Below are 19,679 nucleotides of genomic sequence, written 5' to 3'. Positions count from 1 at the left end.
GCGCCGGGGCCGTCGATGCACGACGGCCCCGGGCGTGGACGTCAGCCCATCAGCTGGTCGACCAGCCAGTACAGCAGGTTGAACGGCTTGGCCTTGTCGGCCTTGTCGTCCTGCTCGCTGGCATCCAGCACCTTGCCCTGACCATCGAGGACGCTGTCGATGAAGTGTTTCAGCTCCAGGTTCTGCGCCTGCACGTCGGCGTTCTTGAAATCGACGATGGTGGTGCAGTGGCTTTCGTTGAGCGCGCGGTACTGCGGGAAATAGCCGCCGAAGTTGTTCAACCCGTTCAGGCGGTCGCGCAGCCGTGCGGTGTCGGTGTTCCAGCGCGCATGGATGCGGGCCTCCTTGGTCGCCTGGTCGGGCGCGTTGGCGATGTCGGGATAGAAGCGCTCGTACGAGTACGAGGAGTAGTTGAGGTCCTTCCAGAAGTGCGTATGGCCCAGGCGGTCGCTGGCGTATTTGCTGGACAGTGCCGGATACAGGCTGCCGAGTTCATTGAGGTCGAACTGCGGCAGGCCGCTGGCGAGGTAGGGCAGCGGACCGTTGGGCTGGTCCAGGCCCCAGGCGCTGCGGATCAGCGCCATCAGCGGCTGCGAGGGATAGTCGATCGGGTTGCCGTTCTTCGGGGTGGGGAAGATCGGGCCGGAGTCGTCGATCAGGAAGCTGCGCGTCGGCGCCAGGTCACGGCGCAGCGGGTGGTAGCTGGTCAGGCTGCCGGCCCCGCCGGCGCTGCAGCCGGTGGACAACATCTGCGTGGGACGGGGCAGGTTGTCCTTCAGCCAGCTGACCACCGCGCGCACGTTGCGGGCGCCGTTGTGGTGCCAGACCAGCGGCGCATTCTGCCCGCTCGGGTCGTTGTACACGGCCACCTTGTCGCCGCTGTAGATGTCGCCGGTGCAGTAGGGCACGTAGACCATGTTCCAGCCCTGCGTCTTGACCCCGTCGAACGGGCTGACGCGGGTGACGAACGGGCTGACCAGGCTGGCGCCCGGATTCAGCAGGCCCATGTAGTCGTCGGGAATGCCGTTGGGATTGCGCGCGCCGCGGATGCCGCTCTGGCCGCTGCAGCTGGCGTAGTCCCAGCAGGCGCCGCCGCCTTCCATGTAGATGATGGTGTTGCGCGTGTCGGCCACGCGGTTGACGAAGAACTTGAACGGCGAGCCATCGCCGCAGACCGCGCCGGTCGACGGTGCCAGCTGGATCGTCTGCCAGGCGTCGTAGCGGCCGGGCTGGAAGCCGTCATTGAAGCCGGACGGATTGGACAGCAGCGGATAGCTGCCGGTGCGCTGCGCGGCGGTGACCTTGTTGTCGGCCTTGGGCGGCGAGACCAGATTCACCAGGGTCTGCCAGAAGCTGTAGTCGCCTTCCTCGGCCTTCAGTGGCGCAGCGACCGCGAGGGTCAGCGTGGCCGCGGCCAGGACGAGGGGCAGGCGGGCGGGACGTACGGGTACGACCATGATCGGATCCTCCAGCGAGAGTCAGAGCGGACGTTCAACGGGATGGACTGCCTTGGCGTGCGGCACCCGTGGGGTGGCGACCGTACAGGGGCGGATGGTGGTGTGTTCGGCCGCCGGCGGGATTAAGCGCGCGTGATGGCGCGGGGTTTGGCTGTCCGCGCCCCCTGCATTGGCCGCAAATCCCCCCTTCCTGGCGTCCGTCTGGCACGGCGTGCATCCGGGCATCTCGCGATGCAGCACGGGCAGGCGGTCCTTGTATCGGCGTGCGCGATCGACGCCGGCAACGGATCGTTGCGGACGGGTGCCTTGCCGCTTCGACGGCGGCGGCAGACCATGCGCGTTCGCCATCGTGCATCGCGCTGGCGTTCTGGCTCTGGGGATCGGAATGCAGGAACTGGTCGACCGCTACGGCGTACTGCTGGTGTTCGCCAACGTGCTGGCGCTGTCGCTGGGCCTGCCGGTGCCGGCGATGCCGACGCTGATCCTGGTCGGCGCCGGACTGGCACTGCAGCCCGAGGTCATGTGGCTGCCGTTGCTCGGCGTGCTGGCGGCCTCCGTCGCGGCCAGCCTGATCGGCGACAGCGTCTGGTTTTACGCCGGCCGCCGCTATGGCAACCGCACGCTGCAGTCGCTGTGCCGGTTGTCGCTGTCGCGCGATACCTGCATGAAGCGCACCGAGCGCTTCTACGGCCGCTTTGGCATCCGCATCCTGTCGGTGGCGAAGTTCATCCCCGGCCTGTCGATGGTCTCCGTGCCGCTGGCCGGTGCCATGCAATCACGGCTGCCGCCCTTCCTGCGCTACGACGGTCTGGGCGCGACGCTGTGGGCGGCCTTGGGCCTGGGTCTGGGCGTGGTGTTCTCGCGGCAGGTCGAAACCGTCATCGACACGCTGTCGCAGCTGGGCACCGGTGCGGGCGTGGTGATCGGCATCGCGCTGGCGGCCTACGTCGGCTGGCGCTGGTGGCGTCGGCACGCGTTGATGAAATCGCTGGAGGCGGCGCGCATCGAGCCGGCGGAACTCGACGACCTAATCCGCAACGGGCGCGCCCCGGTGCTGTTCGACATCCGGGCGCCGGGGTTCCGCGACGTGGATCCGTACGTCATCCCGGGGGCGGTGTTCGCCGACGAACGCCAGCTCGACGGCGTCCTCGCCGCGTATCCGCGCGACGGGAAAATCGTCATCTACTGCGCATGCCCGGACGAAGTATCGGCGGCCTGGATGGCCGGCAGGCTGCGCAAGGCGGGCTTCCGCGACGTGCTGCCATTGCGAGGTGGCATCGACGCGTGGCGGGCGGGGGGATTCGGGGTGGATCCGCTGGCGCGCTGAACCGCGCGCCGGTCAGTGCTCGATGCAGACCCGGTTGCGGCCTTCGCTCTTGGCGCGGTACAGCGCGGCGTCGGCGGCGGCCATCATGCGGCTGACGGTATCGCGGTCCGGCGTCAGCGCGGCGATGCCGATGCTGACGGTGATCGTCTGCGGTTCGCCGCCCGGCTTGAAGACCACCCCCTCGACCGCTTCGCGCAGGCGCTCGGCAAAACCGTAGGCGGCCTCCGGCCCGCATTCGGGCAGCAGCACGGCGAACTCTTCGCCGCCGATGCGGGCGGCGGCATCGTCGTTGCGCACGTGCCGGCGCACCAGTGCGGCGATCTGCTTCAGCACGTGGTCGCCGGAAATATGGCCGTAGCGGTCGTTGATCGGCTTGAACAGGTCGACGTCGATGATGCACATGGTCAGCTCTCGCTGGTGGCGCATCGCGCGGGCGATCTCCTTCTCGACGGTCTCGATGAAATGCCGGCGGTTGTACATCTCCGTCAGCGCATCGTGGGTGGCGAGCTGGTAGATCTCCTCGTGGTAGCGCGCCTCCACGCTGCTGTGGCTGATGAACTTGAGGATGCTCTCGCCCAGCGTGATGTGGTCGCCGTCGGCCAGCACCGTCTCGGACACCGCCGCGTCGTTGACGCGGGTCGTGTTGGTGGCGCCCAGGTCGCGCACGCGGTAACTTTCACCGTCGCGCCAGATCTCGCAGTGCAGGCGCGAGACGCTGTTGTGCGGGATGTGCAGGTCGGCTTCCTGTGAGCGGCCCACGCGAACGCGCGCGGTATCGATGTCGGCGCGGCGCCCCAGGCCCTCGCCGTGGATCACCACCACGCACGCGGACCGGTGCGACGCCGGCCGGGGGCCGTCGCTCAGGATGGTCCGTTGCGTGGTCGGTGGATTGAGGAAGTCCCGGGACATGCGTGCGCGACAGGCAGGTGCGGGACCGAGTGTAACGGATCGATCGGTCAACTCACGCTTCCGCTACCATGGCCGGGCGCACCGGGGACAGTGGCATGACATCGCAACCTTACGACGACCTCGCACCCACCGAGAATCTGGCCACGCGCCTGCAGGACGCGCCCACGGCGCCGGACGGCACGCTCGCACCGGGCGCTCGGCTGGGCCGCTACCGCATCGAGACCCTGCTGGGCCGCGGCGGCATGGGCGAGGTCTATCGTGCCGCGCAGCTGGAGCCGGTGCGCCGCGAGGTGGCGCTGAAGCTGATGCGCGTGCAGCGCCTGCAGGCCCGCCACCTGGCCTGGTTCGAAGTGGAGCGGCAGGTGCTGGCGCAGATGCGCCATCCCGCGATCGCGCAGATCTACGATGCCGGCACCACCGAGGAAGGCTATCCGTTCTTCGCGATGGAGCTGACCGACGGCAGCCCCATCACGCGCTACTGCCGTGACCAGCGGCTGTCGCTGGACGCGCGCGTGGCGTTGTTCATCCGCGTCTGCGAGGGCGTGCAGCACGCGCACCACAAGGGCGTGGTGCACCGCGACCTGAAGCCGGGCAACCTGCTGGTGGAGACGCTCGATGGCCGCCCGGCGCCCAAGATCATCGATTTCGGTATCGCGATGGCGGCCTCGCTGGCCGGTGATGCCGCGCTTGAGCGTGCCGGCACGCCCGAGTACATGAGCCCGGAACAGGCGCAGGGCGACGCCGGCCAGGTGGACACGCGCAGCGATGTCTATTCGTTGGGCGTGGTGCTGTGCGAACTGGTCACCGGCGTGCGGCCGGAGGCAGCCGGCGAGACGTGGTCCGCCGAGACACCGACCGCCGTCGCGCCGTCATCGCGCCTGGCCGCGCTGCCGGCCGGGCAGGCCGAACAGATGGCGCAGGAGCGCGGCCTGTCGTTGGCACGGATGCGCGAACGCCTGCGTGGCGACCTCGACTGGATCGTGCTCAAGGCCATGCAGCACGATCGCGATGCCCGCTACGGTTCGGTCGCGGCGCTGGCCGACGATCTTCAGCGCTATCTCGATGGCCAAGTGGTCGCCGCCGTGCCGCCGAGCCGCGGCTATGTCTGGCGCAAGTTCCTGCGCCGTCATCGCGCGTCCGCCGTGGCCGCGGGATTCGCGCTGCTGGCGTTGCTGGGCGGGTTGGGCCTGTCGCTGTACGGCCTGCAGCAGGCGCACACGCAACGCAGCGTGGCCGAGGCGCGCAGTGCCGAACTGGAAAAGGTGGCGGCGTTCCAGCAGTCGATGCTGGAAGGCATCGACATCGAGACGATGGGCGTGGGCCTGTCGGAGGGCCTGGTGCGCCAGGTCGGCAGCCTCGATCCGTCGGCCGCCGAGGCTTTCGGCGCCACCTTGGCCAAGACCAGCACCGGCGACCTGGCGCGCGATCTCGTCGACCAGCAATTGCTGGCGAATGCCGAGAACGCCATCGCCCGCGATTTCGCCGACCAGCCCGACGTGGCCGCCAGCCTGCGCGAGTCCGTCGGTCACGTGTACATGGCCATCGGGCGCTACGACAAGGCGGCCGCGCACTTCGCGCAGGTGGCCGACTACCGCAGCCGCGTGCACGGCGATGGTGCGCAGGAGACGCTGCGGGCGCGGAACGACCAGGTGCAGGCGTTGCTTGCCGCGCCGCATATCGACGAGGCCGAGGCCGTGCTGCAGAAGGCGCTGCCGCGCGCCTTCTCGCTGGCGGACAACGACCGGGCGCGGGTGAGGCTGGAACTGGCGCAGGCACAGGTGATCTCGGCACGCGGTGACCGCCCGCGGGCCAAGGGCGTCATCGAAGCGGTGCAGGCGCGGCTGCTCGCCAGTGCCGGCAAGGACGATCCCGCGACGCTGGAGGCGACCAACGACCTGGCCGCCGTGCAGCGCAACCTAGGCGAGTTGCGCGAGGCGCGCGCCAACATGGAGGCGGTGGTCGCCGGACGCACGGCTACGCTCGGTGCCGACCACGAGGAAACACTGTCGGCGATGGGCAACCTGGCCGTGCTGCGCATCATGAATCGCGAACGGGACGAGGCGATCACGATGCAGCGCGACCTCACCCAACGCTACACGCGCAAGTTCGGCAGTGAACATCCCACCACCCTGCAGGCGCGCAGCACGCTAGCCACGATGATGATCGATGGCGGCGACACGGAGGCGGTGACGGCCGCGCTGCCGGCGCTGCAGGAAGTACTCGCTGCGCGCGCGCGCGTGCTGGGTCGCGACCACCCGCAGACGGTGCGTACCCGGCTCAACCTGGCGACGGCCTACGCGAAGCTCAAGGACTTCGCGTCGGCATTGCCGCTGGAGGAGCAGGTCATCACCGCGCGCAGTCGTGCACTCGGTCCCACCCACCCGGATACGCTTTCCATCCTGGTCAACCACGCCGGCACGCTGCTCAATGCGGGCGAGGCGGAAGCGGCGCTGCGCCTGCTGGGCGATGTGCAGCCGCTGGCACTGAAGACCCTGGGCGAGAAACACCCACAGGCGCAGATCACGATGGTCATCCGCGCCGAAGCCCTGCGCATGCTGGGCCGGGTCCCCGAAGCGCTGCCGGAGTACCAACGGTTGTTCGAGCTCCGGCGACGCCTGCTGGGTGAGACCGACCGGGAAACGCGCGTCGCGGCCTGGAATCTGATCGACACCTACAACGAACTGGGGCGCAAGGCAGACGCCGATGCGCTGTACCGTCGCTACGTCGCGCCCCTGCTGGCCGCGGACCCCAAGACGCTGAAGGATGACGAGGCACACTTCGTCGAGCTCTATCGCGAAGGCAAGCGCCCCGGCAAGCAGCCGGGCAAATCCGGCTGAGCCCGGACCGCCACTATTCGCCGGGCTTGGCGCCGGCGCTCGGCGCTTCCGACGCGGCGCGGCGCGACAGCACGGCCTCGCGGTGCGCGATGTAGGCGTTGGCGCCGAAGATGATGCCGGCGCCGACCAGCGTCCACGCGTCCAGTGTTTCGTCGAACAGCATCCAGCCGAACAGCGCCACCACGGGCAATTGCATGAAGCTGATCGGCGTGAGCGCGGACACTTCGCCCAGTTTCAGTGCGCGCGTCCATAGCATGTGGCCGCCGGTACCGAGCACGCCGGCCGCGATCACCCAGACCCAGGTGATGCCCTGCGGCCATTCCCACACAGCCAGCGCCGGCAGCAGCGACATCGGCACCCACAGCAGCGTGGTGTAGATGACGATGCGGTCGGCCGGCTCGGTGTTGGAGAGTTGCTTGATCTGGATCGCGACCAGCGCGCTCATCACCGCCGCCAGCACGGCGATCATCGCGTCGACGGTGAACTGCGACGTGCCCGGTCGCACGATGATCAGCACGCCGATGAAGCCCAGCACCACCGCGGTCCAGCGGCGCGCACGTACCTGCTCGTTGAGCATCGCGGCGGCCGCCAGGGTGACGAACAGGGGCGTGGAGTACGACAGCGAGACCGCCTGCGCCAGCGGCAGGTGGCCGATGGCCCAGAAGCCGGCCAGCATCGAGCAGATGCCGATGACGCAGCGGAACAGGTAGCGCGGGAACTGGGTGGTCTTCAGGAAGCCCGGGCCGTGCCGGAGGATCAAGGGAGCCGCGGCCAGCAGGCCGAAGAAATTGCGGAAGAACGCGATCTCGAACGTATGCAGCGTCGCTGAGGCAAGCCGGATCGCCACCACCATCAAGGCGAAGAACACCGTGCTGCCCAGCATCAGCACGGCGGCGCGATAGTGGGTGGGCAGGGTGGGCATGACGGAGAGTCGGACGCTACCAGCGCGCGCCGATGATCTTCGGCTCGGGCTCGATCCGCACACCGAACCGCGCATGCACCGAGTCTGCGATGCGCCGCGCCAGTGCCAGCAGCTGCGCACCGGTGGCCTCGCCATGGTTGACCAGCACCAGCGCATGCGCGGCCGACACGCCGGCATCGCCATCGCGGTGTCCTTTCCAGCCGCAGGCCTCGATCATCCAGGCGGCCGACAGCTTGCGGTTGTGCGCGGCGTCGCCCCGGAACACGGGCAGGGTGGGGTAGTCGACCAGCAGCGCGTCGGCCTGCGCCTGCGACACGATCGGATTCTTGAAGAAGCTGCCGGCATTGCCGACCCGCGCGGGATCCGGCAGCTTGCGGCGGCGGATGCGGATGACCGCTTCACCGACGTCGCGCGCGGTCGGTGCGGCGATATCCATCGCCGCCAGTTCCTCGCGAATGCCCGCGTAGTCCAGGCGCAGCGCCGGCGTGCGCGGCAGCAGGAACTCGACCGCCGTCACCAGGTAGCGGTCGGCCTGGCGCTTGAACACGCTGTCGCGGTAGGCGAACGCGCACGCCTCGCGATCCAGTCGCACGCGTGTGCCGTCGCGTCGGTCGAGCGCCTCGACGACCCGGATGAACTCGCCCACCTCGGTGCCATAGGCGCCGATGTTCTGGATGGGCGACGCGCCGGCGGTGCCGGGGATCAGCGCCAGGTTCTCCAGTCCGCACAGGCCCTGCTCAAGCGTCCACATCACCAGCGGGTGCCAGGCCACGCCGGCATCGGCACGCACAAGGGCGTGCTGGCCGTCGTCGGACAGTACGCGCACGTCCTGCGTGGCCATCGCGACCACCGCGCCCGGCGCATCACCGGCGAACAGCAGGTTGCTGCCGCCGCCGATCACCAGGGTCTCGCCTTCGACCACCTGCGGCAGTGCGAGCACTTCGTCGAGCGCTGCGGCATCATCGACATCGATCAGCCACGGTGCTCGCGCCGGAACGCCGAACGTGGTGCGCTCGCGCAGCGATGCGTTTTCGGTGATGCGGTAGCCGACCGTCATTCCGGCGCCACCGGGCCACCGCTGCGGGCTTCGCGGCGACGACGGATGGCTTCGACGCATTCACGGACCAATTCGGGGCCGCGGTAGACCAGGCCGGTGTAGCACTGCACCAGCGACGCGCCTGCGGACATCTTCGCCACGGCATCGGCACCGGACAGGATGCCGCCCACGCCGATCAGCGGGATGCTGTCCGGCAGGCGCGTGCGCAACCGGCGCAGCACCAGCGTGGCCTGGCCCATCAACGGGGCACCGGACAAGCCGCCGGTTTCGCGCGCATGCGCATGGTCCTGCACGCTGATGCGCGAGACGGTGGTGTTGGTGGCGATGACGCCATCCACCTGCATGTCGCCCAGGACCCGTGCGACCGCATCGATGTCGCTGTCGGACAGGTCCGGCGCGATCTTTACCAGCATCGGCACGCGCTTGCCGTGCTGTGCGGCCAGGTCCTCCTGCGCCTCGCGCAGCGTGCCGATCAGCTGGCGCAGCGCCTGCTCTTCCTGCAGTTCGCGCAGGCCGGCGGTGTTGGGCGAGGAAATGTTGACGGTGATGTAGTCCGCCAGCGGGTAGACGCGCTCCAGGCAGTACAGGTAGTCGGCGGCGGCGCGCTCGTTCGACGTGTCCTTGTTCTTGCCGATGTTGATGCCGAGCAGGCCGCGGTCGCGGCGCGCGGCCTGGACATTGCGGACCAGCGCGTCGACCCCCTCGTTGTTGAAACCGAGGCGGTTGATGACAGCCTGGTGCTGCGGCAGGCGGAACATGCGCGGCTTCGGATTGCCGGGCTGCGGCTTGGGCGTGACCGTGCCGATTTCGACGAAGCCGAAACCCAGCGCGAACAGCGCATCGATGTGCGCGCCGTTCTTGTCCATGCCGGCGGCCAGGCCGACCGGGTTGGGGAAGGTCAGGCCCATGACCTTGGTCGGCATCGGCGTGATCGGCCGGGCCACCAGCGGGGTGGTGCCGGTGCGGTAGGCTAGGTCGAGCGCCTTCAGGCCCATGCCATGGGCGGTCTCGGCATCGAGGCCGAAGAGAAAGGGGCGGGCGAACGAATACATGGACGCGCGCGGGCTCAGCTCAGCGTCGCCAGCCAGGCCAGGCCGCCCAGGAACAGGAAGATTACGGCGATGCCGAGGACCCAGAGGAGTGCCGACACCCAGCCCAGCACCAGCCCGCCGATCGCCAGGCCGTCGCCGTCCATCGTGCCTGCACTGCGCCGGATTTCGGCGCGTGCCATGTGGCCGGTGATGATGGCCACGATCGTGCCGATGACGGGGAGCAGGGTCCAGCCGAGGATGCCGGACACGAGGCTGGCGATGGCGAGACTGCTGGTGGTGCGGACTTGGTTCATCAGGAGCTCCGTGCAGGGGTCAGGGAGGCGCGATGGCGCTGGTTCGGATGGGCAAAAAAAAAGCGCCACCCGCAAAGGTGGCGCGATTATCCCAGATGATGGCCCGTTCAGGGCGGCCGGCATGCGCGCATGCCGGCCCGGCATCGGGTCAGAGGTCGAACTTGATGCCCTGGGCGAGCGGCAGCGAGTCGGAGTAGTTGATGGTGTTGGTCTGCCGGCGCATGTAGACCTTCCATGCGTCCGAACCGGATTCGCGACCGCCGCCGGTTTCCTTCTCGCCGCCGAAGGCGCCGCCGATCTCCGCACCGCTGGTGCCGATGTTGACGTTGGCGATGCCGCAGTCGCTGCCGGCCGCCGACAGGAACTGCTCGGCCGCCTTGAGGTTCTGGGTGAAGATCGACGACGACAGGCCCTGCGGCACGGCGTTCTGCATGTCGATGGCGTCGTCGAGGGTCTTGTACTTCATCACGTACAGGATCGGCGCGAAGGTCTCGTGCTGGACGACCTCATCGGAGTTCTTCAGGCCGGTGACGATGGCCGGCAGCACGAAGTTGCCGGCGCGGTCGATCGCGGTACCGCCGGTCTCCACGGTGCCGCCGCTGGCCTTGGCCTTGGCGATGGAGTTCAGGAACTGCTGCACGGCGCCCTGGCTGTTGAGCGGGCCCATCAGATTGGCCGGGTCGGTCGGGTCGCCGATCTTGCCTTCCACCTGCTTGTACGCCTTGATCAGCGTGGCCAGCACGGTGTCGTAGATGGATTCGTGCACGATCAGGCGGCGCGTGGTGGTGCAGCGCTGGCCGGCGGTGCCGACGGCGCCGAACACGATGCCGGGCACGGCCAGCTTCAGGTCGGCGGTTTCGTCCAGGATGATGGCGTTGTTGCCGCCCAGCTCCAGCAGGCTGCGGCCCATGCGGCGCGCGACGCGCTCGCCGACGGTGCGGCCGACCTGGGTGGAACCGGTAAAGCTGATCAGCGGGATGCGCTTGTCGTCGACGAACTGCTGCGCCAGCTCGACGCCGGCGTCGTTGATCAGGAAGAAGATGTCGGGGAAGCCGCCTTCCTTCAGCGCGTCGTTGCAGATCTTCATACTTGCGATCGCGGTCAGCGGCGTCTTGTTGGACGGCTTCCAGATGCAGATGTCGCCGCAGATGCCGGCCAGGAACGAATTCCACGCCCACACCGCGACCGGGAAGTTGAACGCGCTGATGATGCCGACCAGGCCCAGCGGCTGGTACTGCTCGTACATGCGGTGGCCGGGACGCTCGGAGTGCATGGTGTAGCCGTACAGCATGCGGCTCTGGCCCACGGCGAAGTCGGCGATGTCGATCATCTCCTGTACTTCGCCGTCGCCCTCGGGCTTGCTCTTGCCCATTTCCAGCGCGACCAGCGAGCCCAGCGCGTCCTTGTGCTTGCGCAGCGCTTCGCCGCACAGGCGGATCGCTTCGCCACGGCGCGGGGCCGGGGTGGTGCGCCAGATCTTGAAGGCGGCCTGCGCACGCGCGACGACCTTCTCATAGTCGGCTTGGCTGCTGGCGTGGACCTCGGCGATCACCTCGTTGGTGGTCGGGTTGATCGACTGCAGCAGACCGGCGTCGGTGGTCGTGGACCACTCACCGCTGCCGAGGTAGGTACCGGAGTTGGTGGTGGCGAGGCCGAGGGCCTTGAGGAGGTCAGCAGGCATGGAAGCTCCAGGGTCATTGCACGGGATGCCACCGGACGGCGTGGCACCGAAAGAGGTGCGCGATTCTACCAGAACGGGTCGGTCAGGCCGCGCGTAAGTCCGTGTTTTTCCAATGGTTCTTGTGCAACAGCAGGTTGCGTGCGCCGCCGTTGATCCGCTGCCGGGGTTTGTTCGCTTCGCCGACCCTGCGTGGTGGCATTCGGCGATTCGCCGAGCGTGCCAAGGTGGCCGCGAGGTGCCGCGTGCGATGGAAGATGGTGACCCCGGCGCGATTCGAACGCACGACCTGTCCCTTAGGAGGGGACCGCTCTATCCAGCTGAGCTACGGGGCCATCGGCGGCGCCAAGAATAGCGCAGTCCCTCAAGGGCCCCAAGCGTAATGCGCGACCCCGGGGTGCGTTGCGCATCACGCGTCTTTCCGGCAGTTGGGATGGGCATCGGTGTACTTTGATGGCGGCGCGGGGAAATCCGATATCCGGCTGCGGCATCGCAAGGCAAACTCTTGTCACGGACCACTTCGGGAGCTCGCATGGCTTGCAGGAACCATCGGTCGGCAACGTCCACGCACCGTCCAACGGCATTTGCGGCGATGTGTTGTCTCGGTTTGCTCGCCTTCGGTCTCGTTCCGTTTGTTCATGCGGCTCCGGGTGAGGAGTCCAATGGGCAGCTGCAGGACGAGAATGTTTACGACATCACCTTTCAATGCTCATCCGAGCGATCGAGCATCATCCTCTCGGATCAACCTCCTAACCCATTGCGCGGGTACGAAACACAGATTGTCGACCTGGGTGCGTTGATCACGTATGAAAAGGACGATCTGCGGGACGAGGTCCGACGCACGGGAGCGAAGTCCATAAGTTCGGAGTGCGGGGCGCTGACCGTCGTCATACAGGGCGCCTACTTCAATGCAAACCCGCAAGGCGAACTTGGAGCGACTGAGGATTACGCCGTCGTCACCATCCGGCAGGGAGCGCGCGTACTGATCGGGCCGATTGCCTTGGGGAGCTGTTCGAAGGGCAATCCCCGCTACGACATCCACGCCAAGTGCCCAGGACAGTGGGCGACACGTGTGGCGATGCACGCTGGACGGGACGGCGTCTACTCGGTGGCGCTGGAGCGTGCATATGACGAATGGCTGACGGTGACGCCGTAACGGCATGTGCAGCCGGGGCAGCACGATTGGTTTCAGTTGCATCCATCTGAAATCATTGGCTTTGTTGCGTCGCAACGCTTGACAGCCCCCCGGGGTGGCGTGTTTTTCTTTCGCCATGCGCTCCCATGCACACCACGCGACGTTCCCGACACCGGCTCTCCCGCCGGCGGTATCGCGCGCAGGCGCCGGACGCACGGGTATTACCACCACCATTACCACCCTGACTCGTCGGGTGCGGTTGGTTGTGTTCGCGTAGTTCGCAGACCACGGCCCCGCACCCGGATCAGGATGCAGGGCCACCCGACTTCCTGATGCGTGCCGGGCCTCCTTACCGAGGTTCCTGACCCATGTCGTTCCGCAACGCCGAAGTCGAACAACCCAAACGCCGCACCGTCGTCCACAAGTTCGGCGGCACCTCCGTCGCCGATGCCGACCGCTACCGTCATGTCGCGCAGCTGCTCCTCGCGCGCGACGAGGACCTGCAGGTCACCGTCGTCTCCGCGATGAAGGGCGTCACCGACGCCCTGATCGAACTGTGCGAACTCGCCGCCGCCAACCGTCCGGAGTGGCAGGACAGCTGGCATGCGCTGCGCGCACGCCATCGCGGCGCAGCGGTGGCGCTGTTGGGCGAGGCTGCGGGGCCGGTGATCGAATGGGTGGACGAGCGATTCCAGCGACTGCACGAGATCCTCAACGCGCTCATCGTCATCGGCGGCCTGCCGGAGCTGGTCCTGCAGCGCGTGCAGGGCCTGGGCGAAGTGTGCTCGGCGCGCCTGCTGGGCGAGTACCTGACCTTGCAGGGGGAGGACTGCGCCGTGCTGGACGCGCGCGAGGTGCTGCGGGTCGACCACGGCGAGCTTGGCGTGGTGGTCGACTGGGAAACCAGCGCGCAGCGGTTGGCGGCGTGGCAGGCCTCGCATCCGCAACGCCGGGTGGTGGCGACGGGCTTCGTGGCGCGCGATCGCGAGGGCCGCTTCACCACCCTGGGACGCAACGGCAGCGACTACTCGGGCGCGATCTTCGCGGCGCTGTACGACGCGGCGGAGCTGCACATCTGGACCGATGTCGACGGCGTGCTGTCGGCCGACCCGCGGCTGGTGCCCGAAGCGGTGCAGCTGGAAGCGTTGAGCTACGACGAAGCCTGCGAGCTGGCGTACTTCGGTGCGAAGGTCGTGCATCCGCAGACGATGTCGCCGGCGATGGAGCGTGGACTGCCGATCATCATCCGCAACACCTTCCATCCGGAGCATCCCGGCACACGCATCACCGCCGAACGGGACGCGGTCGGTCCGGTCAAGGGCCTGACGCTGAGCGCCGACTTGGCGCTGTTGAACCTGGAGGGTACCGGCCTGATCGGCGTGCCGGGCACCGCGGAACGCGTGTTTTCCGCCCTGCGCAACGCGCACGTGTCGGTCGTGATGATCTCGCAGGGCTCGTCGGAGCATTCGATCTGCTGCGTGGTCAAGGCCAGCGAGGCGGCGAAGGGACAGGCGGCGCTGCTGGAGGCGTTCGCGCATGAACTGGACACCCGGCAGATCCAGCGCGTACAGCGCCGGGATGGCGTCAGCGTCCTGGCCGCCGTCGGCGATGGCATGGCGGGAACCCCGGGCGTATCCGCGCGCCTGTTCGGCGCGCTGGCCCACGCCCAGGTGAATATCCTGGCGATCGCGCAAGGCTCGTCGGAACGCAATATTTCCGTCGCCATCGACAGCGCCGACGCCACCAAGGCCCTGCGCGCCGCACACGCCGGGTTCTGGCTGTCACCGCAGACCTTCGCTGTCGGCGTGATCGGGCCGGGCAACGTCGGCGCCACGCTGATCGAACAGTTGCGTGCGGCGCAACCGCAGCTGCTGGGCAAGGCCAACCTCGACCTGCGCCTGCGTGCGATCGCCTCCAGCAAGCGCATGCTGCTGGACGAGCGCAGCATCGGCGCCGACTGGCGCGCGCGCTTCGACGCCAGCCCGCAGGCGGCTGATCTGGACCGTTTCACCCAGCACCTGTTGTCGGCGCACATGCCGCACGCGGTAATTGTGGACTGCAGCGCCAGCCCGGAGGTCGCGGACCGCTACGCCGGGTGGCTGGCGGCCGGCATCCACGTGATCACGCCGAACAAGCAGGCCGGCGCCGGCCCGTTGGCACGCTACCAAGCGATCCGCGATGCGGCCTCGGCCAGCGGCGCACGCTTCCGCTACGAGGCGACGGTCGGTGCAGGTCTGCCGGTGATCTCCACACTGCGCGACCTGCTGGATACCGGTGACGCAGTGGTATCGGTGGAAGGCATCTTCTCCGGCACGCTGGCGTGGCTGTTCAACAAGTTCGACGGTAGCGTGCCGTTCTCGCAATTGGTCACCGAGGCTCGGAGCCTGGGCTATACCGAACCGGATCCACGCGACGACCTGTCGGGTACCGATGTGGCGCGCAAGCTGGTGATCCTGGCGCGCGAAGCCGGGCGTGAGCTGGCGCTGGAGGACGTGCAGGTGGAAAGTCTGGTGCCCGAAGCGCTGCGCCAGGCCAGTGTCGACGACTTCATGTCGCGGCTCGGCGAAGTCGATGCGGTGTTCGCCGAGCGGCTGGCCAAGGCGCGTGCGGCGGGCAATGTACTGCGCTATGTCGCCAGACTGGATGCGGCAGGCCGCGCGAGCGTCGGACTGGTCGAAGTACCCGCCGCGCATGCCTTCGGCAACCTGCGCCTGACCGACAATATCGTGCAGTTCACCACGCGGCGTTACTGCGACAATCCGCTGATCGTGCAGGGACCGGGCGCCGGTCCGGAGGTCACCGCGGCGGGTGTGTTTGCCGACGTACTGCGCGTGGCCGCGGGGCAGGGTGCAAAGCTGTGAGATATCGGATGACGAGGGACGTGGAGTGGGTATGAGGCAGCAGGCAAGCGCGTTCTCGCCGGCATCGGTGGGCAATGTGGGCGTAGGGTTCGACATCCTGGGCCATGTGATCGAAGGCGTAGGCGATACCGTGACGGTCCGCCGCATCGAGGCGTCGGAGGTGCGCATCGCCGCGATCCGCGGCGCCACCGTCGACCTGCCGCTGGATGCGCCGGGCAATACGGCAGGCGCAGCGCTGATCTCGCTGCGCGAGGCGCTGGCGCTGCCGTTCGGTTTCGAGGTGGAGATCGAGAAGGGCATACCGCTCGGTTCCGGCATGGGCGGTTCCGCCGCCTCGTGCGTGGCCGCGCTGGTCGCGGCCAATGCGCTGCTCGACGTGCCGCTGTCGCATGAGGCGCTTTATCCGCACGCGCTGGTCGGCGAGGCGGTCGCCAGCGGCGGCAAGCACGGCGACAACCTGGGCCCCATGCTGTTGGGTGGCCTGGTGCTGTCCACGGCGGATCGTCTGGTGCGTGTGCCGATACCTGAGCATTGGCACAGCGTGCTGGTGCACCCGGAGGCGATCCTGGAAACGCGGCGCGCGCGCGCCGCGCTGCAGGGCGCGTACGAGCTGAAGGAGTTTGTCGCGCAGAGCGCCAACCTGGCGCTGGTCCTGGCTGGTTGCCATGCCGGCGATCCCGCGCTGGTGCGCGACGGTCTGCGCGATGTCCTCGTCGAGCCACGGCGTGCGCCGCTGATCGTCGGCTTCGACGCGGCGAAACAGGCGGCACTGGAGGCCGGTGCGATGGGGGCCAGCATTTCCGGCGCCGGCCCCAGCGTGTTCGCGTGGTTCGAATCGCGCAGCGAAGCCGAAGCGGCGGCGCCAGCGGTCCAGGCGGCGTTCGCAGCGGCGGGTTTCGACAGCCAGGCCTGGGTGTCGCCGATCAACGCGACCGGTGCCGAGCTGCTGTCCGCGAACTGACTTTTCCACTCCGGTCGTCGCGCTTCGTCCGCGGCGCCTTTTCAGCGACTGACCATGAACTTCATTTCGACCCGCAACGCCTCGCCTGCCGCCACGCTCAGCCAGGCTATCGCCGCCGGACTGGCACCCGATGGCGGTCTCTACGTCCCCGAGCGATTGCCGCCTGCGCGCACGCTGGTCCCGGGGCGCGACGTCGCCGAGACCGCCGCCACGCTGCTGGCGCCGTTCTTTGCCGGTGACACGCTGGAAACGGAGCTGCCCGCGATCTGCCGCGATGCTTTCGACTTTACCGTGCCGCTCCATCCGCTCGGTACGCCGGGTGATCACGTGCTTGAGCTCTTCCATGGGCCAACCGCTGCGTTCAAGGATTTCGGCGCCCGTTTCCTGGCGGCCTGCATGGCGCGCCTGCGTCGCCAGGAAGCGAAGCCGCTGACGATCCTCGTCGCCACCTCGGGCGATACGGGCGCAGCGGTGGCGGCGGCGTTCCACCGCCAGCCGGGCCTGCGCGTGGTGGTGCTGTATCCGGACGGGCGCGTGTCGCCGCGGCAGGCGCACCAGTTGGGCTGCTTCGGCGACAACATCAGCGCACTGCGCGTGGCCGGGTCTTTCGACGACTGCCAGGCGCTGGTGAAGCGCGCACTCAACGACGCCGAGCTGCAGGCGCAGGCGCCATTGAGCTCGGCCAACAGCATCAGCCTGGGACGCCTGCTGCCGCAGATGAGCTACTACGCGCACGCGGCGCTCACGCACCATGCGGACGGCGGTCGAGCGTTGAACGTGGTCATTCCCACCGGCAACCTGGGCAATGCGATGGCGGCGATCCTGGCGCGTGCGCTGGGGGTGCCGCTGGGCAGGATCGTGCTGGCGACCAACGCCAACCGGGTGTTGCCCGACTTCTTCGCCGGCGGGACCTACACGCCGGCGGCGAGCGTCGCGACGCTGGCCAACGCGATGGATGTGGGGGCGCCCAGCAACTTCGAGCGCCTGCGCTGGCTGTATGCCGGCGACGACGCAGCGCTGCGCGCGGCGTTCGCCTCGGCCAGCGTCGACGACGCCACGATCCGCGACGTGATCGCGCGCCGCAACCGCGACCATGGTGAAGTGCATTGCCCGCACACGGCGACGGCGGTGAAGGTGCTGGAAGATTTGCGTGCGCAGGGCGAGGCCGGTGACTGGGCCGTGGCATCCACGGCGCATCCGGCCAAGTTCGAAAGCGTGGTCGAGCCGCTGATCGGGCACGGGATCGACGTGCCGCCTGCGCTCGCCGACCTGCTGGCGCGGCCTGCTTACGCCGAGCCGGTTCCCAACGACTATGAAGCGCTGCGGCGCGTCGTGCTCGCGGGGCTGTAAGCTGCGCCGATGACACGCCTCCTGCCCGCACTCGCTCTTTCGACCCTGCTGGTCTTGGCGCCTGCCGCCAAGGCGCAGACGGCCACCGCAGTATCGCCGCCGGACGTGCGAGCGCTGAAGCCCGGCGACTACCTCTGGTATCCGCAGATCGCGCCGGAGGGGCCGGTGGTGCTGGTAGTCAGCCTCGACGAGCAGCGTGCCTACGTCTACCGCAACGGCATCGCCATCGGCGTGTCGACGATCAGCTCGGGCAAGGCGGGCAAGGACACCCCGACCGGCGTGTTCACGATCCTGCAGAAGAACAAGGACCACCGTTCCAACCTCTACAACAACGCGCCGATGCCGTACATGCAGCGGCTGACCTGGGACGGCATCGCGCTGCACGGCGGCCACCTGCCCGGTTATCCCGCCTCGCATGGCTGCGTCCGTCTGCCGCAGGCGTTCGCCGAAAAGCTGTTCGGCATCACCCGTTTCGGCGACTCGGTCGTGGTCGCCAACGCCAAGGCATCGCCGGCCAGCCTGGTACATCCGGCGGTACTCGCGCCGGTGACGGCCGGCGGGCAGGCGTCGCATCCGGACCTGTCGACCTACGAGGTCTACTGGAACGAGGCGGCGTCGCCCGAAGGCCCGGTCAGCATTTTGGTCAGCCTGTACGACCAACGCGTATCGGTGCTGCGCAACGGAGTACTGATCGGCGCAGCGCCGTTGCAGATGGTGCGCGACTTCGCACTCAACGGCACCGTGCTGCTGGTGATGACTACCGAGATGGAAGACATCCCGAGCCTGCTCGATCCGCAGCAGAAGGAACATCGCTGGGTCGCGCACCGCGTGCTGGGCGAGGCCGGCGCGCCGATGCCGCCGCTGCGTGCGCTGGGAGATTCGTTCTGGATTCCGCAGGATTTCGCCCGTCGCCTGTATGGCGTGCTGACGCCCGGTACCACGGTGCTGCTGTCCGACCTGCCGGGCGTGCGCGCAACCCCGGGTGACCAGCCGTCCGTGCCGGTCTTGGAATCGGACGAAGCCAGCCCCACAACGGCCGTACGCTGAGCTGTACGGACGGAATCGGGAGGCCGGCGTTTCTTCCCGATGTCCGGATGCTGCGATGAGTCGATCCCCCTTCCTGCTGCCGCTATGCCTCGCTGTCGCCGGACTCGCGGCCGCAGGTGCCGCGCATGCGGAATCGCCCTCGTCGATCGCGTCCGAGCGCCTGGTCGAGCGCCTGCACCGCGCTGCGCCTTCCCTGGACCGCGACGTGTTGTCGATGGCGGCGCGGGCGATGACGTGCTCGATCCGGCGCGGTGAGCCGGTACCGATGCGCCGGCTCAGCGTGATCGACTACTCGCTGCCGTCGACGCAGCCACGTCTATGGGTGTTCGACCTGGAAGGCGCGCGACTGCTGTTCGAAGAGCGGGTCGCGCACGGGCGCAATACCGGCGAAAACCTGGCGACGCGCTTCTCCAATGCCACCGGCAGCTACATGTCGAGCCTCGGCGCCTTCGTCACCCAGGAGTCCTATCGTGGCGCCAATGGCTATTCGCTGCGACTGCAAGGCCTGGAACCGGGTTTCAACGACAAGGCACGCGAACGCGCGATCGTCATCCATGGCGCACCTTATGTCAGTGAGGCGCTGGTCAGCGCGCAGGGGCGACTTGGCCGCAGTCTGGGCTGTCCGGCGGTACGCGCCGCGGTGGCGCAGCCGTTGATCGACAGCATCCGCGGCGGTTCGTTTCTTTTCGCGTATTACCCCGACCCCGCCTGGCTGAAGCAGTCGCGCCTGCTCGGGGAGGATTGCGGGAACGGAGTCGCGACCCATCCCGTCGCTTCCGCAACGGGCGATTGA

General features: G+C 68.2%; 15 protein-coding genes and 1 tRNA gene. 8 read left to right on the top strand and 8 right to left on the bottom strand.

Going from position 1 to position 19,679, the window contains the following annotated elements:
• Positions 1–41 precede the first annotated feature (41 nt).
• Positions 42–1,457: a pectin acetylesterase-family hydrolase gene (locus IB230_RS03640; RefSeq protein ID WP_192268828.1), complete on the bottom strand. Its 1,416-nt coding sequence runs from the start codon at positions 1,455–1,457 to the stop codon at positions 42–44.
• A 385-nt stretch (positions 1,458–1,842) separates the two neighbouring features.
• On the opposite strand from IB230_RS03640, the gene IB230_RS03635 reads away from it, so the two are divergent.
• Complete coding sequence (locus IB230_RS03635; protein ID WP_192268826.1) at positions 1,843–2,784, top strand: DedA family protein/thiosulfate sulfurtransferase GlpE; 942 nt, start codon at positions 1,843–1,845, stop codon at positions 2,782–2,784.
• A gap of 12 nt (positions 2,785–2,796) precedes the next feature.
• On the opposite strand, the gene IB230_RS03630 is transcribed toward IB230_RS03635, so the two are convergent.
• Positions 2,797–3,693 (bottom strand): GGDEF domain-containing protein, encoded by an 897-nt coding sequence (locus IB230_RS03630; RefSeq protein ID WP_192268824.1) that lies wholly within the window; start codon positions 3,691–3,693, stop codon positions 2,797–2,799.
• Positions 3,694–3,788: 95 nt separating this feature from the next.
• Between IB230_RS03630 and IB230_RS03625 the strand changes: the two genes are divergently transcribed.
• On the top strand, positions 3,789–6,530 hold the full coding sequence (locus tag IB230_RS03625; RefSeq protein ID WP_192268822.1) for a serine/threonine-protein kinase: 2,742 nt from the start codon (positions 3,789–3,791) through the stop codon (positions 6,528–6,530).
• Positions 6,531–6,543: 13 nt separating this feature from the next.
• Here the strand turns inward: IB230_RS03625 and IB230_RS03620 are convergent, their stop codons facing one another.
• The 6 genes from IB230_RS03620 to IB230_RS03595 form a co-directional block, all read right to left on the bottom strand.
• Positions 6,544–7,452: a DMT family transporter gene (locus IB230_RS03620; RefSeq protein WP_192268820.1), complete on the bottom strand. Its 909-nt coding sequence runs from the start codon at positions 7,450–7,452 to the stop codon at positions 6,544–6,546.
• Positions 7,453–7,468: 16 nt separating this feature from the next.
• Complete coding sequence (gene murB, locus IB230_RS03615; RefSeq protein ID WP_192268818.1) at positions 7,469–8,509, bottom strand: UDP-N-acetylmuramate dehydrogenase; 1,041 nt, start codon at positions 8,507–8,509, stop codon at positions 7,469–7,471.
• Positions 8,506–9,561: a quinone-dependent dihydroorotate dehydrogenase gene (locus IB230_RS03610; RefSeq protein WP_192268816.1), complete on the bottom strand. Its 1,056-nt coding sequence runs from the start codon at positions 9,559–9,561 to the stop codon at positions 8,506–8,508. Before IB230_RS03610 ends, murB begins: the two co-directional genes overlap by 4 nt.
• 14 nt (positions 9,562–9,575) lie before the next feature.
• Complete coding sequence (locus IB230_RS03605; protein WP_192268814.1) at positions 9,576–9,854, bottom strand: DUF4190 domain-containing protein; 279 nt, start codon at positions 9,852–9,854, stop codon at positions 9,576–9,578.
• A 148-nt stretch (positions 9,855–10,002) separates the two neighbouring features.
• Positions 10,003–11,535 (bottom strand): aldehyde dehydrogenase family protein, encoded by a 1,533-nt coding sequence (locus IB230_RS03600; RefSeq protein ID WP_192268812.1) that lies wholly within the window; start codon positions 11,533–11,535, stop codon positions 10,003–10,005.
• A 255-nt stretch (positions 11,536–11,790) separates the two neighbouring features.
• Positions 11,791–11,867, bottom strand: a tRNA-Arg gene (locus tag IB230_RS03595).
• A gap of 197 nt (positions 11,868–12,064) precedes the next feature.
• Here IB230_RS03595 and IB230_RS03590 point away from each other — a divergent pair.
• The 6 genes from IB230_RS03590 (at position 12,065) to IB230_RS03565 (ending at position 19,679) form a co-directional block, all read left to right on the top strand.
• Positions 12,065–12,688, top strand: coding sequence for a hypothetical protein (locus IB230_RS03590; RefSeq protein ID WP_192268810.1), 624 nt, complete (start codon positions 12,065–12,067; stop codon positions 12,686–12,688).
• Between the two features lie 347 nt (positions 12,689–13,035).
• Positions 13,036–15,528, top strand: a complete 2,493-nt coding sequence (gene thrA / locus IB230_RS03585) for a bifunctional aspartate kinase/homoserine dehydrogenase I (protein ID WP_192268808.1) — start codon at positions 13,036–13,038, stop codon at positions 15,526–15,528.
• A 31-nt stretch (positions 15,529–15,559) separates the two neighbouring features.
• Entirely contained in the window at positions 15,560–16,489 is a 930-nt protein-coding gene (locus IB230_RS03580) for a homoserine kinase (RefSeq protein WP_192268806.1), read from the top strand.
• Between the two features lie 54 nt (positions 16,490–16,543).
• Positions 16,544–17,839, top strand: coding sequence for a threonine synthase (gene thrC / locus IB230_RS03575; RefSeq protein WP_192268804.1), 1,296 nt, complete (start codon positions 16,544–16,546; stop codon positions 17,837–17,839).
• Positions 17,840–17,848: 9 nt separating this feature from the next.
• Positions 17,849–18,886, top strand: a complete 1,038-nt coding sequence (locus IB230_RS03570; protein ID WP_192268802.1) for a L,D-transpeptidase — start codon at positions 17,849–17,851, stop codon at positions 18,884–18,886.
• A 55-nt stretch (positions 18,887–18,941) separates the two neighbouring features.
• Positions 18,942–19,679 carry a murein L,D-transpeptidase catalytic domain family protein gene (locus IB230_RS03565; RefSeq protein WP_192268800.1) on the top strand — a complete coding sequence of 246 codons (738 nt, stop codon included), beginning with the start codon at positions 18,942–18,944 and terminating at the stop codon, positions 19,677–19,679.

This window comes from Pseudoxanthomonas sp. PXM01 (assembly GCF_014851815.1).
In the GTDB taxonomy this organism is placed as follows: Bacteria; Pseudomonadota; Gammaproteobacteria; order Xanthomonadales; family Xanthomonadaceae; genus Pseudoxanthomonas_A.
Note: the sequence above shows the minus strand (reverse complement) of the source record. Positions and strands in the feature narration are given on the sequence as shown.